Source organism: Micromonospora chalcea (assembly GCF_002926165.1).
Taxonomy (GTDB): domain Bacteria; phylum Actinomycetota; class Actinomycetes; order Mycobacteriales; family Micromonosporaceae; genus Micromonospora; species Micromonospora chalcea.
This window is the reverse complement of the sequence record NZ_MAGP01000145.1, coordinates 1-14,003: the sequence shown is the minus strand read 5'-3', so window position 1 is coordinate 14,003 and position 14,003 is coordinate 1. Positions and strand designations below refer to the sequence as shown.

Annotated in this window: 15 protein-coding genes; 9 read left to right on the top strand and 6 right to left on the bottom strand. The window is 74.4% G+C overall.

Annotated features, from left to right (window positions below; all coding sequences use genetic code 11):
* Both BAW75_RS24955 and BAW75_RS24950 read right to left on the bottom strand, forming a co-directional pair.
* Positions 1 to 828 (bottom strand): MBL fold metallo-hydrolase, encoded by an 828-nt coding sequence (locus BAW75_RS24955; RefSeq protein WP_104115082.1) that lies wholly within the window; start codon positions 826 to 828, stop codon positions 1 to 3.
* Positions 825 to 1,229: a thioesterase family protein gene (locus BAW75_RS24950; RefSeq protein ID WP_030504258.1), complete on the bottom strand. Its 405-nt coding sequence runs from the start codon at positions 1,227 to 1,229 to the stop codon at positions 825 to 827. The genes BAW75_RS24955 and BAW75_RS24950 overlap by 4 nt, the downstream gene beginning before the upstream one ends.
* A gap of 114 nt (positions 1,230 to 1,343) precedes the next feature.
* On the opposite strand from BAW75_RS24950, the gene BAW75_RS24945 reads away from it, so the two are divergent.
* Positions 1,344 to 2,399: a phosphatase PAP2 family protein gene (locus tag BAW75_RS24945; RefSeq protein WP_104115081.1), complete on the top strand. Its 1,056-nt coding sequence runs from the start codon at positions 1,344 to 1,346 to the stop codon at positions 2,397 to 2,399.
* Positions 2,400 to 2,412: 13 nt separating this feature from the next.
* Here BAW75_RS24945 and BAW75_RS24940 read toward each other — a convergent pair whose 3' ends face one another.
* The 3 genes from BAW75_RS24940 to BAW75_RS24930 form a co-directional block, all read right to left on the bottom strand.
* Positions 2,413 to 4,023, bottom strand: a complete 1,611-nt coding sequence (locus tag BAW75_RS24940) for a PH domain-containing protein (protein WP_420915046.1) — start codon at positions 4,021 to 4,023, stop codon at positions 2,413 to 2,415.
* The gene (locus BAW75_RS24935; RefSeq protein WP_104115080.1) at positions 4,020 to 4,547 is read right to left on the bottom strand and encodes a PH domain-containing protein; all 528 of its coding nucleotides are present in this window, start codon (positions 4,545 to 4,547) and stop codon (positions 4,020 to 4,022) included. The genes BAW75_RS24940 and BAW75_RS24935 overlap by 4 nt, the downstream gene beginning before the upstream one ends.
* A gap of 73 nt (positions 4,548 to 4,620) precedes the next feature.
* Positions 4,621 to 4,830: a hypothetical protein gene (locus BAW75_RS24930; RefSeq protein ID WP_069087711.1), complete on the bottom strand. Its 210-nt coding sequence runs from the start codon at positions 4,828 to 4,830 to the stop codon at positions 4,621 to 4,623.
* A 253-nt stretch (positions 4,831 to 5,083) separates the two neighbouring features.
* On the opposite strand from BAW75_RS24930, the gene BAW75_RS24925 reads away from it, so the two are divergent.
* From BAW75_RS24925 to BAW75_RS24895, 7 genes are all read left to right on the top strand, one after another.
* Complete coding sequence (locus BAW75_RS24925; protein WP_043329721.1) at positions 5,084 to 6,187, top strand: AAA family ATPase; 1,104 nt, start codon at positions 5,084 to 5,086, stop codon at positions 6,185 to 6,187.
* Positions 6,166 to 7,119, top strand: coding sequence for a DUF58 domain-containing protein (locus BAW75_RS24920; protein WP_104115079.1), 954 nt, complete (start codon positions 6,166 to 6,168; stop codon positions 7,117 to 7,119). Before BAW75_RS24925 ends, BAW75_RS24920 begins: the two co-directional genes overlap by 22 nt.
* Positions 7,116 to 8,066: a VWA domain-containing protein gene (locus BAW75_RS24915; protein ID WP_064445352.1), complete on the top strand. Its 951-nt coding sequence runs from the start codon at positions 7,116 to 7,118 to the stop codon at positions 8,064 to 8,066. The genes BAW75_RS24920 and BAW75_RS24915 overlap by 4 nt, the downstream gene beginning before the upstream one ends.
* Positions 8,067 to 8,615: 549 nt before the next feature.
* A complete protein-coding gene (gene fabG / locus BAW75_RS24910; RefSeq protein ID WP_043329724.1) occupies positions 8,616 to 9,320 on the top strand; it encodes a beta-ketoacyl-ACP reductase in 705 nt (234 codons plus the stop codon).
* A gap of 23 nt (positions 9,321 to 9,343) precedes the next feature.
* On the top strand, positions 9,344 to 10,111 hold the full coding sequence (gene fabI / locus BAW75_RS24905; RefSeq protein WP_043329725.1) for an enoyl-ACP reductase FabI: 768 nt from the start codon (positions 9,344 to 9,346) through the stop codon (positions 10,109 to 10,111).
* A gap of 135 nt (positions 10,112 to 10,246) precedes the next feature.
* Positions 10,247 to 11,278, top strand: coding sequence for a ferrochelatase (locus BAW75_RS24900; protein WP_104115096.1), 1,032 nt, complete (start codon positions 10,247 to 10,249; stop codon positions 11,276 to 11,278).
* Positions 11,279 to 11,311: 33 nt separating this feature from the next.
* Positions 11,312 to 12,091: an HAD-IIA family hydrolase gene (locus BAW75_RS24895; protein WP_043329726.1), complete on the top strand. Its 780-nt coding sequence runs from the start codon at positions 11,312 to 11,314 to the stop codon at positions 12,089 to 12,091.
* A 9-nt stretch (positions 12,092 to 12,100) separates the two neighbouring features.
* Here the strand turns inward: BAW75_RS24895 and BAW75_RS24890 are convergent, their stop codons facing one another.
* A complete protein-coding gene (locus tag BAW75_RS24890; RefSeq protein ID WP_104115078.1) occupies positions 12,101 to 12,895 on the bottom strand; it encodes a hypothetical protein in 795 nt (264 codons plus the stop codon).
* Between the two features lie 161 nt (positions 12,896 to 13,056).
* Here BAW75_RS24890 and BAW75_RS24885 point away from each other — a divergent pair, with 161 nt between their 5' ends.
* Complete coding sequence (locus tag BAW75_RS24885; RefSeq protein WP_104115077.1) at positions 13,057 to 13,869, top strand: DUF3097 domain-containing protein; 813 nt, start codon at positions 13,057 to 13,059, stop codon at positions 13,867 to 13,869.
* Positions 13,870 to 14,003: the final 134 nt, after the last annotated feature.

Sequence of the window (14,003 nt, the reverse complement as noted above, 5' to 3'; positions counted from 1 at the left end):
TCAGGCGGTGCCGTCGAGTTCGGCGTAGCCGCGGCGGGCGGCGATCAGGCCCGGCCGGGCGCCGAACGGCGACTCGGCCGCCACCCGCTCCGGCGGCGCGCTGCCGGTGTGCCCGGCGCGGATCAGCCACGCCTGCCGCGCGAGCTGCGCGTGCTGCTCGCGGACGAAATCCGCGCCGACCGGCTCGCCGTGGCCCGGCACCACCACCGTCGCGGGCGTGGTCAGGCGCAGCAGGTCGGCCAGCGCGTCCGGCCACCGCAACGGGTACGACTCCTCGAACGCCGGCGGCCCGCTCTGCTCCACCAGATCGCCGGCCACCAGCACGTCCGCATCGGGCACGTGCACCACCAGGTCGGCGTCGGTGTGCCCGTGCCCGGGATGGCGCAGCACCACCCGGCGGCCCCCGACGTCGAGCACCGTCTCCTCGACCACCTCGTGCGTCGGCGCCCGCGGCTCGGTACGCGCCAGCTCCTCGGCCAGCGCCGGCTGCTCGGCGCGCATCTCCTCGTACGCGGCGCGGCGCAGCGCGTCCGGCCGGTCCCGCAGCGCCGCCACGGCCTGCGGGTGCGCGTAGATCGCGGTGTCCGGCCCGGCCAGCGTGGCGTTGCCGAAACAGTGGTCGAAGTGGTGGTGCGTGTTCACGATCGTCCACGGGTACGGCGTCACTGCCCGCGCCGCCGCCGCCAGTTCCCGCGCCTGCCCGGCCGTGGAGAGCGTGTCGACCAGCAGCGCCGCGCCGTCGCCGACCACGAGCACCACGTTCACCGCCAGCAGCGGCTCACGTCGCACGTGCACACCGGGGGCGACCTCGGTGAAGCCGGCGGTCATGACGGGCCGAGGGCCCGCTCGACGAAGCGCTGCCGGTCGACCAGCGCCCGCTCGACCCGGCCCTGCGCCGCCACCGTCGGACCGTCGGTGACAGTCACCTCGAAGACGAGCCGCTTCCCGTCGACCTTCACCAGCTCGGCGTGGGCGGCCACGGTACGCCCGACCGGGGTGGCCGCGCGGTGCTCCAGCTCCACCCGTACGCCGACGGTGGTCGACCCGGACGGCATCCGGGTCGCGGTGGCGGCCACCGTCGCCGCCTCGGCCAGCGCCAGCACGCGCGGGGTGCCGAGCACCGGCACGTCCCCGGAGCCCACCGCCTGCGCGGTGTCGGCGTCGGTCACTGTCAGCTCGACGCGGGCGGTCAGGCCCGGCGTGAAGGGCGACTCCGGCTGCTCCTGCATGCGGCCGAGCCTAGTGCAGATGAACGGGGGCCGTCCGGCGTCCGAGCCGCCGCGCCCGTGTCGTCCCCGCCCGCCAGCAGGCCCGCCCGTCGCCCGCCGTTAACCTTGTCCGCGATGGCCGAGCAGACACAATCTCCGACCCCCGCCCCCGACGCGACCACCGAGTCGCCCGACGGCGGGCGCCGCCGTGTGATCGCGATGACCATCTGGGGCGTCACCTTCGTGGCGGGCTGGCTCGTCATCGGCCTGCCCACCGACCCGGCGTACGCGTTCCTGTGGATCTGGGCCGGCACCATCGCCTGGAACTCGGCCCGCCCGTGGCGCAGCCACCTGCGCTTCGCCCGGGACTGGATCCCGGTGGTGCTGCTGCTCGCCGCGTACAACCTGTCCCGGGGCTTCGCCGACAACGGCGCCACCCCGCACGCGATGGAGCTGATCGTCGCCGACCGGTTCCTCACCGGCTGGCTCACCGGCGGTGAGGTGCCGACGATCTGGCTGCAGGAGCGCCTGTACGACCCGTCCGAGGTGCGCTGGTGGGACGTGCTGGTGAGCTGGATCTACTTCTCGCACTTCGTGGCGACGTTCGCCGCCGCGGCCGTGCTGTGGATGCGCAACCGGCGGCGCTGGATCGCGTACATGTCCCGCTGGGGCTTCCTGTGCGCGGCCGGCCTGGTCACCTACTTCGCCTACCCGGCCGCGCCGCCGTGGTGGGCGGCGCAGAACGGCCTGCTGACCGAGGTCGCGCGGATCTCCACCCGGGGGTGGAAGGAGATCGGCATGCACGGCGCGGGCAATCTGCTCAACGCCGGGCAGATCGCCTCCAACCCGGTGGCCGCCATGCCGTCGCTGCACACCGCGTTCGCGCTGTTCGTGGTGCTGTTCTTCATGCGGTCGGTGCGCAAGCGCTGGTGGCCGCTGATGCTGGCGTATCCGCTGGCCATGACGTTCACGCTGATGTACAGCGGCGAGCACTACCTGATCGACGTGCTGGTCGGCTGGGCGTACGTGGGCATGACGTTCCTGGTGGTCGGCCTGGCCGAGCGCTGGTGGGCGGCGCGGCGGGCCCGGCGTGCCGGTGAGCCCGCCGGCGCGGCCGGCGTGCCGCAGCCCGCCACCGCGGCCGACACCCCCGCGGACGACCGGGACGCGGTGCCGGCCGAGCGACGCTAGCCCCGCTGGCGGGTCAGCGGCGGTGGTCGGCCCGGCGCGCGGCCCGCGACCGCTCGGTCAGCTCCGCGGCCAGCTCCCAGGCGTCGGCCAGGTCCCGGTCGACCGCCGCCGCCCCGGCCCCGCCCGCGGTGTCCGCGTGCACGGTGGCCAGCCGCAGCAGCCGCTGCGCCGGGCCCTGGGTGACGCGCACGCTCTGGATCCGGGCGTACGGCACCAGCGTCAGCTGGCGGGTCAGCAGCCCGGACCGGGCCACGAACACCCGCTCGTCGAGACCGGCGCCGACCACCTTGCGGCTCAGCGGGCGCAGCCAGCGGGCCCGGGACGGGGGCGGCGTGCCGGGCAGCTCGTCCAGCCGCACGCCGGGCAGCACCTCCGCCACCACCATCGCGCCGGTGCCGGCGTCGCCGACCGGCAGCAGCCGGTCCGGGCGGTTGCGGTCGTCCGGCTCACCGGCCGAGTAGCCGGCCACCTCCAGCCGCAGCCGCAGCCAGCCCTTCATCCGCCAGAGCAGCGGCCAGGTCGCCCGCACGGTCTGCACCCGGTGCAGCGGCACCGTCTGCACCCGCGTCTCCAGCAGCCCGTTGTGCACACGCAGCGTGCCGTCGTCCCGGTCGAGCCGGAAACTCCAGTCGTCGAGCACCCGCCGGACCGGTTGCAGCACCACACCCGCCATCGCGGTGAGCGTGCTCGCCACCGCGATGAACGACCACGAGCCCTCGGAGAGGAACTGGGCGCCCACGAACACCACGCCGACCGGCAGCAGGAACGCCTGCGGCGTGAGCAACTGGCTGACCAGCAGGTCCTGGTTGCGGACGACGTGCAGCCGGCGGCCGGCCGGCGCGGGCGCGACAGGCGTACCCGAGGCGGCCGGCACGCCCGGCTCGGTCGCGGCGGGCGTCGGGGCCCGGCCGGCGACAGCGAGCAGCCGCTGCCGCAGCACCGTGGCCTCGGCCACGCTGAGGTAGGCCAGCGGCGCCTCGGTCTTGCCCCCGCCGACCACCTCGAGCCGCAGCTCGGCCAGGCCGGTGAGCTGGGCCAGCAGCGGCCGGACCACCTCCACCGCCTGCAACCGTTCCAGCGGGATGGCGCGCGTGCGCCGCCACAGCAGGCCCTCGTACACGCGCAGCTCCCGGCCCACCAGGTGGTAACCGGTGTTCCACCAGCTCACCACGGACAGCACGGTGGCCCCGAGCACGAAGACCGTGACCAGCAGGGCGAACCAGCCGAACCCGACCCGCGACAGCGTCGACCAGGACAGACCGGCGATCACGACGACGAGTGACTTCGCGCCGTGCAGCGCGGGGCTCAGCGGATGCAGCCGCTGCCGCGGTTCCTCGCCGTCCGCCGAGGGCGCGGCCGCCGGACCCCAGGGACCCGGGTACGGCGGCGCGGGCGCGGGCCACGGCCCGGGCGTCGCGTCGGCTGCCGTCCCGTATCCGGGCGGGGGCCCGTAACCGGGTGGTGGCGCGTATCCGGGCGGCGGTCCGTAGCCGGGCGGCGCGGCGGGCGGCCCGTAACCCGGCCCGGGCGGCTGTTCCGGACCGACCGGCGGTGGGGGACCGGGCGCCGCCCCGGGCCGGTCGTCGTGGGGCCGCGGCGCGCCGGGATCGCTCCGGTCGCTCACAGGCCCTCCGCCCGGTCCTCGCCCAGCGCGGTGAGCCGGTCGCGCAGCCGGGACGCCTCGGCCGGACGCAGCCCCGGCACCCGGGCGTCGCTGGCGGCCGCCGCCGTGTGCAACTGCACCGTGGCGAGGTCGAAGGCACGCTCCAGCGGACCGGCGCTCACGTCGACGAACTGCATCCGGGAGTACGGCACGATGGAGAGCCGCCGCACCAGCAGACCGTGCCGCACCAGCAGGTCGTCGTCGCGCTCGGCGTACCCCCAGGCGCGGACCGCGCGCACGATGGTGATCGCCCGCCAGACGCCGATCAGCAGGGCCACGCCGACGGCGGCGCCGAGCAGCCAGTGCCCGGACAGCGCCCAGGCCACGCCGAGCACCACCAGCAGCGCCGCCAGCCCGATGCCGAGCCGGATCAGCTCCACCCAGATCAGGTCGCGGGAGATCGGCCGCCAGTCGACGGTGTCCGGCCAGGGCTCCAGCGCGCTGCGCGACGCGGGCGGGAGGCCGGTGTGGCCGTCACCGCTCACCGGGAGGACCTGCCGTGCTCGCCGCCGGTACGGGCTCGGGTCGTCTGCTCGCTCACGCTTCGAGCGTAGGCGATCAGGGAAGCGGGACCACCTCGCGGAGGAAGCCGCGTGCGTCGAGGAAGTCCCCGAGGGAGTCCCGGTGCGCCGGGCAGGCGAGCCAGGTCTTGCGCCGGTCGGGCGCGTGCAGGCGGGGATTGTGCCAGCGGAGCTGGTAGGCGGCGGGAGCGCGACACCCCCGCGCCGAGCAGATCAGCTCGTCTTCGGGGGCGTTGGGAGTCGTCACCGGGGCGAGTCTAGGCGTCGCACGCCGGGAGTTTTAGCGCCGGGCGGCCACGGGGGGAGCCGCCCGGCGACGGGGTGAATCGTACACACTGCGGACCCCTTTTTGTCCACCCGTGTTCAGCGTTTTCGTGCGGCGGTACGGCGTGGCCGGACGGCGCGGCGAAAATCGTGCCTCTCCCACCCTCGGCTCTCAGCGAGGCATGACAGTCTTGATACGCACCACGCCGCGACGACGACCCTGCTGTGGAGGACCGGTGGCCCAGCCGACCACACCCGACGTGCCGAACCCGACCGAGGCGCCGCCGGACGCCCCGCCCCCGGCGGCCACCACCCCGGCGCAGGACGCCACGCTGCTGGAGCGGGCGCTGTTCGAGACCAAGCGGGTGATCGTCGGCCAGGACCGGATGGTCGAGCGGATGTTCGTCGCGCTGCTGGCCCGGGGGCACTGCCTGCTGGAGGGCGTACCGGGCGTGGCCAAGACGCTCGCCGTGGAGACGCTGGCCCGGGTCGTCGGCGGATCGTTCGCCCGGGTCCAGTTCACGCCGGACCTGGTGCCCGCCGACATCATGGGCACCCGGATCTACCGGCAGTCCAGCGAGAAGTTCGACGTCGAGCTGGGTCCGGTCTTCGTCAACTTCCTGCTCGCCGACGAGATCAACCGCGCGCCGGCCAAGGTGCAGTCGGCGCTGCTGGAGGTGATGAGCGAGCGGCAGGTCTCCATCGGTGGCGAGAGTCACCGGGTGCCGGACCCGTTCCTGGTGATGGCCACCCAGAACCCGATCGAGCAGGAGGGCGTCTACCCGCTGCCGGAGGCGCAGCGGGACCGCTTCCTCATGAAGATCGTCGTGGGCTACCCGACCGATGCCGAGGAACGCGAGATCGTCTACCGGATGGGCGTCGCCCCGCCGGAGCCGGCCCGGGTGTTCGACACCCCCGACCTGATCGCCCTGCAGCGCAAGGCCGACCAGGTCTTCGTGCACAACGCGCTCGTCGACTACGCGGTCCGGCTGGTGCTCGCCACCCGGGCGCCGGCCGAGCACGGCATGCCCGACGTCGCCCAGCTCATCCAGTACGGCGCCAGCCCGCGCGCCTCGCTCGGCCTGGTCCGGGCCACCCGCGCGCTGGCGCTGCTGCGCGGGCGCGACTACGCGCTGCCGCAGGACGTGCAGGACATCGCGCCGGACATCCTGCGACACCGGCTGGTGCTCAGCTACGACGCGCTCGCCGACGACGTGCCGGCCGACCACATCGTGCACCGGGTGATGTCGACCATCCCGCTGCCCGCCGTCGCGCCCCGTCAGCAGGCCGCGCCGCCGCCGGCGGTGCCGCACAACGGATGGCCCGGGCAGCGGCCGTGACCCCGCCCACCCGGCTCGCCACCGGCGACCGCTCCGGAGCCGTGCTGGCCCGGCTCCAGCTCATGGTCACCCGCAAGCTGGACGGGCTGCTCCAGGGCGACTACGCCGGGCTGCTGCCCGGCCCGGGCAGCGAGGCGGGGGAGTCCCGGGAGTACCGGCCCGGCGACGACGTGCGCCGGATGGACTGGCCGGTCACCGCCCGCACCACCATGCCGCACGTGCGGCGTACGGTCGCCGACCGCGAGCTGGAGACCTGGCTGGCTGTGGACATGTCGGCCAGCCTGGACTTCGGCACCGGCCGGTGGCTCAAGCGGGACGTGGCGGTCGCCGCCGTCGCCGCGCTGGCCCATCTCACCGTGCGGGGCGGCAACCGGATCGGCGCCGTCGTCGGCACCGGCGGGGCCGGCGGGCCGGGGACGATGCTGCGGCTGCCCGCCCGGTCCGGCCGCAAGGAGGCCCAGGGGCTGCTGCGGGCGGTGGCCGGCGCCGAGATCCGGCCCGGTCGCAGCGACCTCGGCGCGCTCGTCGACATGCTCAACCGGCCGCCCCGGCGGCGCGGCGTGGCGGTGGTCATCTCCGACTTCCTCGCGCCGCCGCAGCAGTGGGGCCGGCCGCTGCGTAAGCTGCGGGTCCGCCACGACGTGCTGGCCGTGGAGGTGGTCGACCCGCGGGAACTGGAACTGCCCGACGTGGGGGTGCTGCCGGTGGTCGACCCGGAGAGCGGCGAGCTGCACGAGGTGCAGACCGCCGACCCGGGACTGCGCCGCCGGTACGCCGAGGCGGCGGCCGCCCAGCGCGGGGCGATCGCCGCCGAGCTGCGCGCCGCGGGCGCGGCCCACCTGCGCCTGCGTACCGACCGAGACTGGCTGCTGGACATGGTGCGTTTCGTCGCCGCGCAGCGGCACGCCCGCACCCGAGGGACGACTCGATGATCCGTTTTCTGCAACCGTGGTGGCTGCTGGCCGTGCTGCCGGTGCTCGCCCTCGCCGCCGCGTACGTCTGGCGGCAACTGCACCGCCGGCAGTACGCGCTGCGGTTCACAAACGTCGACCTGCTGCGTACCGTCGCGCCCAAGGGACTGGGCTGGCGGCGGCACGTGGCGGCCACCGCGTTCCTGCTCTGCCTGCTGGTGCTGGCGACCGGGCTGGCCCGCCCGGCGATCGACACCCGCGAGCCGCTGGAGCGGGCCACCGTCATGCTCGCCATCGACGTGTCGCTGTCGATGCAGGCCGACGACGTGTCGCCGAACCGCCTGGAGGCGGCGCAGGAGGCGGCCAAGCAGTTCGTCGGCGAGCTGCCGGAGAGCTACAACCTGGGGCTCGTGTCGTTCGCGAAGTCCGCGAACGTGCTGGTGCCGCCGACCAAGGACCGGGCGGCGGTGAACACCGCCATCGACGGGCTGGTGCTGGCCGAGGCGACCGCCACCGGCGAGGCGGTCTTCACCTGCCTGGAGGCGATCCGCTCGGTGCCGGCCGACGGCGCCGCCGGCATCCCGCCGGCCCGGATCGTGCTGCTGTCCGACGGCTACCGGACCTCCGGCCGGTCGGTGGAGGAGGCCGCCGCGGCGGCGCAGGCGGCGAACGTGCCGGTGTCCACCATCGCGTTCGGCACCGACTCGGGCCAGGTCGACATCGGCGGGCAGCTCCAGCGGGTGCCGGTGGACCGCACCGCGCTGTCCCAGCTCGCGGAGACCACCCAGGGCTTCTTCTACGAGGCCGCGTCGGCCAGCGAGCTGAAGCAGGTCTACCAGGACATGGGCAGCTCGATCGGCTACCGGACCGAGCCGCGCGAGATCACCCAGTGGTACGCGGGCGTCGCCCTGCTGCTGGCGCTGTGCGCGGGCGGGCTGAGTCTGCTCTGGACGTCCCGGCTGGTCTGAGCCGGGCCCGGCCGGCGGTGGTCAGTGACCGCCGCCGGCCAGCACGAACAGGACCGCCACCCAGACGGCGGCGAGGGTGAAACCCAGGGGGGCGACGTAACGGCTCATGGGTGTGCTCCGTGGCGACAGTCGGCCCGGTACGGGCCGTGGGGGGTCGGGGCGTACGCGCACGAAGTCGTGACCGGGTGCTCCGCCGCGCGGCAGGGCCGCCCCGGCGTGGGCGCCGGAGAGCGGATGCGGTGCGGAGGGCGGGAAGCGGGTCAGCCGCGTCGACCGAGCCGTGGCTCAGCGGGGCTGACGGTGGGCCCGGCCACGACTGGGAGGATCGCTATCTCGCACAGCGATCACCTCCTACGGTCGGCGGGGCCCGGAACGCGGGCGCAGACCGGCCCGCAGACCCGGTGATCGTACACCGGTGTGTGCGGGTGTCGCGCGCGCGGCCGCCGACCCCGGCGGCGCCGGCGTGTGACCTGCTCGGGTTAGCGCTTACCTACCGGTAACCCCTAGGCTCCGACCGGACCGAGAGATCACTGGAGCAGAGGGGGATCCGTGGCCCGTACGGTGCTGGTGACCGGCGGCAACCGGGGGATCGGCCTGGCCATCGCGCAGGCCTTCGCCAAGCAGGGCGACCGGGTGGCCGTCACGTACCGGAGCGGCGAGGCCCCGGAGGGCCTGTTCGGGGTGCGGTGTGACGTGACCGACGCCGAGTCGGTCGACGCCGCGTTCACCGCGGTCGAGGCCGAGCTGGGCCCGGTGGAGGTGCTCGTCGCCAACGCCGGCATCACCGACGACACGCTGCTCATGCGGATGTCCGAGGAACAGTTCACCCGCGTGCTCGACACCAACCTGAGCGGCTCGTTCCGGGTCGCCAAGCGGGCCTCGACGAAGATGCTCCGGAACCGGTGGGGCCGGATGATCTTCATCTCCTCGGTGGTCGGCCTCTTCGGTGGCGCGGGCCAGGTCAACTACGCGGCCAGCAAGGCCGGCCTGGTCGGTGTGGCCCGCTCGATCACCCGCGAGCTGGGCAGCCGCAACATCACCGCGAACGTGGTGGCGCCCGGCTTCATCGACACCGACATGACCGCCGGGCTGCCCGAGGAACGCAAGGCGGAGCTGCGCAAGGCGATCCCGGCCGGGCGGATGGCCACCCCGGACGAGGTCGCGGGCGTCGTCACCTGGCTCGCCTCGGACGCGGCCGGCTACGTCACCGGCGCCGTCATCCCGGTCGACGGCGGCCTCGGCATGGGTCACTGAGCAGAGCACGGAGGAGACACGCAATGTCCGGACTTCTCGCCGGTAAGCGACTGCTGGTCACCGGCGTCATCACCGACGCCTCGATCGCCTTCTCGGTGGCGAAACTCGCCCAGGAGAACGGCGCCCAGGTCGTGCTCACCGGCTACGGCCGGCTCTCCCTGGTGGAGCGGATCGCCAAGCGGCTGCCCGAACCCGCGCCGGTGATCGAGCTGGACGTCACCAGCGAGGAGCACCTGGCCGGGCTGGCCGACAAGGTACGCGAGCACGTCGACGGCCTGGACGGGGTGGTGCACTCGATCGGGTTCGCCCCGCAGAGCTGCCTCGGCGGCGGCTTCCTCGACGCCCCGTGGGCGGACGTGGCCACTGCGCTCCAGGTCTCCACCTACTCGTACAAGTCCCTGGCCATGGCCGCGCTGCCGCTGATGTCCTCCGGCGGCGCCGTGGTGGGCCTCACCTTCGACGCCACCAAGGCGTGGCCGGTCTACGACTGGATGGGCGTGGCCAAGGCCGGGCTGGAGTCCGCCTCCCGCTACCTGGCGCTGCACCTGGGCAAGCAGGGCATCCGCAGCAACCTGGTCGCGGCCGGCCCGCTGCGCACCATCGCCGCCAAGTCCATCCCCGGCTTCGACCAGTTCGAGGACGCCTGGACCGAGCGGGCCCCGCTGGGCTGGAGCCTCACCGACCAGGAGCCGGCCGCCCGGGCCTGCCTGGCGCTGCTGTCGGACTGGTTCCCGGCCACCACCGGCGAGATCGTCCATGTCGACGGCGGCTACCACGCCATCGGCGCCTGAGATGTAAGGAAGGGCCCCTTCTTAACGCCTCGCGCATAGGAAGGGGCCCTTCTTAACACCCCATGCCCGGGTGGTCACCGCGCCGACCAGGGGGCGTCGCCACACCGTCACGGCGGGCGAGGAAGAATGGACCCCATGGCGTACGACGCGTTGGTGCTGGTCTCCTTCGGCGGCCCGGAGCGGCCCGAGGACGTTCTCCCGTTCCTGCAGAACGTCACCCGGGGGCGGGGGGTGCCGCCGGAGCGGCTGGCCGAGGTCGCCGAGCACTACCTGCACTTCGGCGGGGTGTCGCCGATCAACCAGCAGTGCCGTGACCTGCTCGCGGCGATCCGCGCGGACTTCGCCGCCAACGGCGTCGACCTGCCGGTCTACTGGGGCAACCGCAACTGGGATCCGATGCTCGCCGACACGGTGGCGCGGATGCGCGACGACGGGATCACCCGGGCGCTGGCGTTCGTCACCAGCGCGTACGGCGGCTACTCCTCCTGCCGGCAGTACCAGGAGGACATCGCCTCGGCCCGCGCCGCGGTCGGCCCGGACGCCCCGCTGATCGAGAAGCTGCGCCAGTTCTGGGACCACCCCGGCTTCATCGAGCCGCACGCCGACGCGGTCCGCGCCGTGCTCGCCCAGCTCGACCCCGCGAAGCGGGACAGCACCCGGCTGGTCTTCACCGCGCACTCGGTCCCGATGTCGGCGGCCGCCAGCGCCGGCCCGCACGGCGGCCGGTACACCGCCCAGCTCGAGGAGGTCGCCCGGCTGGTGCACGCCGCGGCCGCGCCGGACCTCGCGTACGACCTGGTCTGGCAGAGCCGGTCCGGCCCGCCGCAGGTGCCGTGGCTGGAGCCGGACGTCAACGACCACCTGGCCACGCTGCCCGATCAGGGCGTGACGAGCGTCGTGGTCAGCCCGATCGGCTTCGTCTCCGACCACCTGGAGGTGGTGTGGGACCTGGACACCGAGGCGCTGGAGACGGCCAAGCAGCTCGGCCTGGACTTCGTCCGCGCCGGCACCCCGGGCGTCGACCCGCGGTTCGTCGCGATGGTCCGCGAGCTGGTGCTGGAACGCACCGCCCCGGACGGCGAGCGGCTGCGCCGCCGGCTCGGCGAACTGCCGGCCTGGGACACCTGCCCGGCGTTGTGCTGCGTACCCCCGGCCCGCCGGCCCTGAGCCCGACCCGACGACACCCCTGGGGACGACACGATGCTTGACCGCAAGCCGGTGCAGAGCTGGCTCACCGACATGGACGGCGTGCTGGTGCACGAGGGACAGCCGGTGCCGGGCGCGCCGGAGTTCGTCAAGAAGCTGCGTGCCTCCGGCAAGCCGTTCCTGGTGCTGACGAACAACTCCATCTACACCCCGCGTGACCTCCAGGCCCGGCTGGCCCGGATGGGGCTGGACGTGCCGGAGGAGGCGATCTGGTCGTCCGCCCTGGCCACCGCCCAGTTCCTGGCCGACCAGCGGCCGGGCGGGACCGCGTACGTCATCGGTGAGGCCGGGCTGACCACGGCGCTGCACGCGGTGGGGTACGTGCTCAGCGACTTCGCCCCGGACTACGTGGTGCTGGGGGAGACACGCACCTACAGCTTCGAGGCGATAACCAAGGCGATCCGGCTGATCAACGACGGCGCCCGGTTCATCTGCACCAACCCGGACGCCACCGGCCCGTCGATGGAGGGCGCGCTGCCGGCGGCCGGTTCGGTGGCGGCGATGATCTCCAAGGCGACAGGTGTCGACCCGTACTTCGTCGGCAAGCCCAACCCGATGATGATGCGCTCGGCGCTGAACACGATCGACGCCCACTCCGAGTCGACCGCGATGATCGGCGACCGGATGGACACCGACATCCTGTGCGGCCTGGAGGCCGGCCTGGAGACGATCCTGGTGCTCACCGGCATCAGCAGCCGGGCCGAGGCCGAGCGGTACCCGTACCGTCCGTCGCGGATCGTCGACTCGGTGGCCGACCTGATCGACGAGGTCTGAGCCGGGGTTCTACAGCCGCAGCGGCGCGTTGCAGGCGGCCACCAGGGCCTGCCGGCAGGCGGTGGTCAGCGGCCGAAGCGCCGCATCGCGCTGCTGCGCCTCGTAGGTGTTCACCGCGCCGCCGGGCGCGCTCTCTCCGGCCAGCGCCAGCACCCGATCGAGTACGGCGGCGCGCGCGAACAGCCGGCGGGCCCGCGGGTCGAAGCCGGGCGGGAGGTCGGTGCCTCCGTCCGGGCGGCGCAGGGCGGCGAGCGCACCGGCCAGCTCGGGCCGCCACTGCGCGACGTCGAGGCGGGTCAGCGTGGCTGTCGTCTCGGCGAGCACCGCGGAGAGTTCGGCCTCGGCCTCCGCCGCGCCGGGCGTGGACAGGGACGCCTTCGGCGCGTCCGCCGGCAGCGGGTGGACCCGCCAGAGCACTGTCTCCCAGGTCATCCCCGACCCGGAGGTGTGCGTGCGGACCTCCGGCACCAACCCCATGCCGCTGGCCACCACCGCCTCGCCGGCCGCCAGCGCGGCCCCGGCGAACGCGCCCGGGCCGGGCAGGCCGCGCGGGTCGCCCGGCGCGGGCAGCACCAGGCGGATGTCGTCCGGGGAGTGCTTGGCCAGGCTGGGCAGCGCCTCCCGCAGGGACACGTCGGTCCAGGTGCCGGGTGCGTCGGCGACCAGGTGCTCCTCGTCGCCGGCGACCGCGTCGGCCACCTCGTCGAACGGCACCAGGCCGGCTCGCCAGGCACGCACCCAGGCGACGAACCGGCTCGACCGGCGCGGAGCCAGTGTGGCCGCGCCCGCTGCGGGGGAGGACATGCCGAAAGGGTACGTGCTCCGCGCCGCTGCTGTCTCGGCTGCCGCTCCGGTGGCGCGACCTGCCCCCAACTAACCCCTTCGCACCGTTTCGTGCCGACGGATGACGCCCCGGTCGGCGCGTCGGCGAGCGACACGCCGAGGTCGTGGCTAGCGTCTCCGGCATGGCGGGGCGATACGACGGCGACGTGCTGGCCGGCGACTGGCGGCGACGGAAGGTGACCCCCGAGGTCGACGCCGAGCCCGACCTGGTGGTCGAGGACGCCGACTCCGGGTTCTGCGGCGCGGTGGTCGGCTTCGACACCGGCGCGGTGGTGCTGGAGGACCGGCACGGGCGACGGCGAAACTTCCCGCTGCTGCCCGCCGCGTTCCTGCTCGACGGCCGGCCGGTCACGCTACGGCGGCCGGCCCGCGCCCCGGTGCCCGCCGCGCGCCGCCGTACCGCGTCCGGCTCGATAGCTGTGGACGGCGTACGGGCGCAGGTCGCCAAGGCCAGCCGGATCTGGGTCGAGGGCGTGCACGACGCCGCGCTGGTCGAGCGGATCTGGGGCGACGACCTGCGCATCGAAGGCGTCGTGGTGGAACCGCTGGACGGCATCGACGCGCTCGCCGACGAGGTACGCGCGTTCGGCCCCGGCCCCGGCCGCCGCCTCGGCGTACTGGTCGGCCACCTGGTGCCCGGCTCGAAGGAGAGCCGGATCGTGGCCCGGGTGAACTCGCCGCACGTGCTGGTCACCGGGCACCCGTACGTCGACGTGTGGCAGGCGGTACGCCCGGCGGCCCTGGGCATCGCGGCCTGGCCGGTGGTGCCGCCGGGGCAGCCCTGGAAGGAGGGGGTCTGCGCGGCGCTCGGGGTGGTCGAGCCGGCTGACATGTGGCGGCACATCCTGTCCCGGGTGGACAGTTTCGCCGACGTGGAGACGCCGCTGATCAACGCGATGGAGCGGTTGATCGACTTCGTCACCGAGCCTGTCTGAGAGGTCGGTTGAGGTGGGGGCCGGGGGCGACCGTGCCCGGCTCCGGGCGGTCAGGCTTGATCCCTGCGCCGGTCACGGTCGCCCCCGGCCCCGCCGTGCGCCAGCGCCACCCGAGCCGCCCCCCGCCCCGGCCC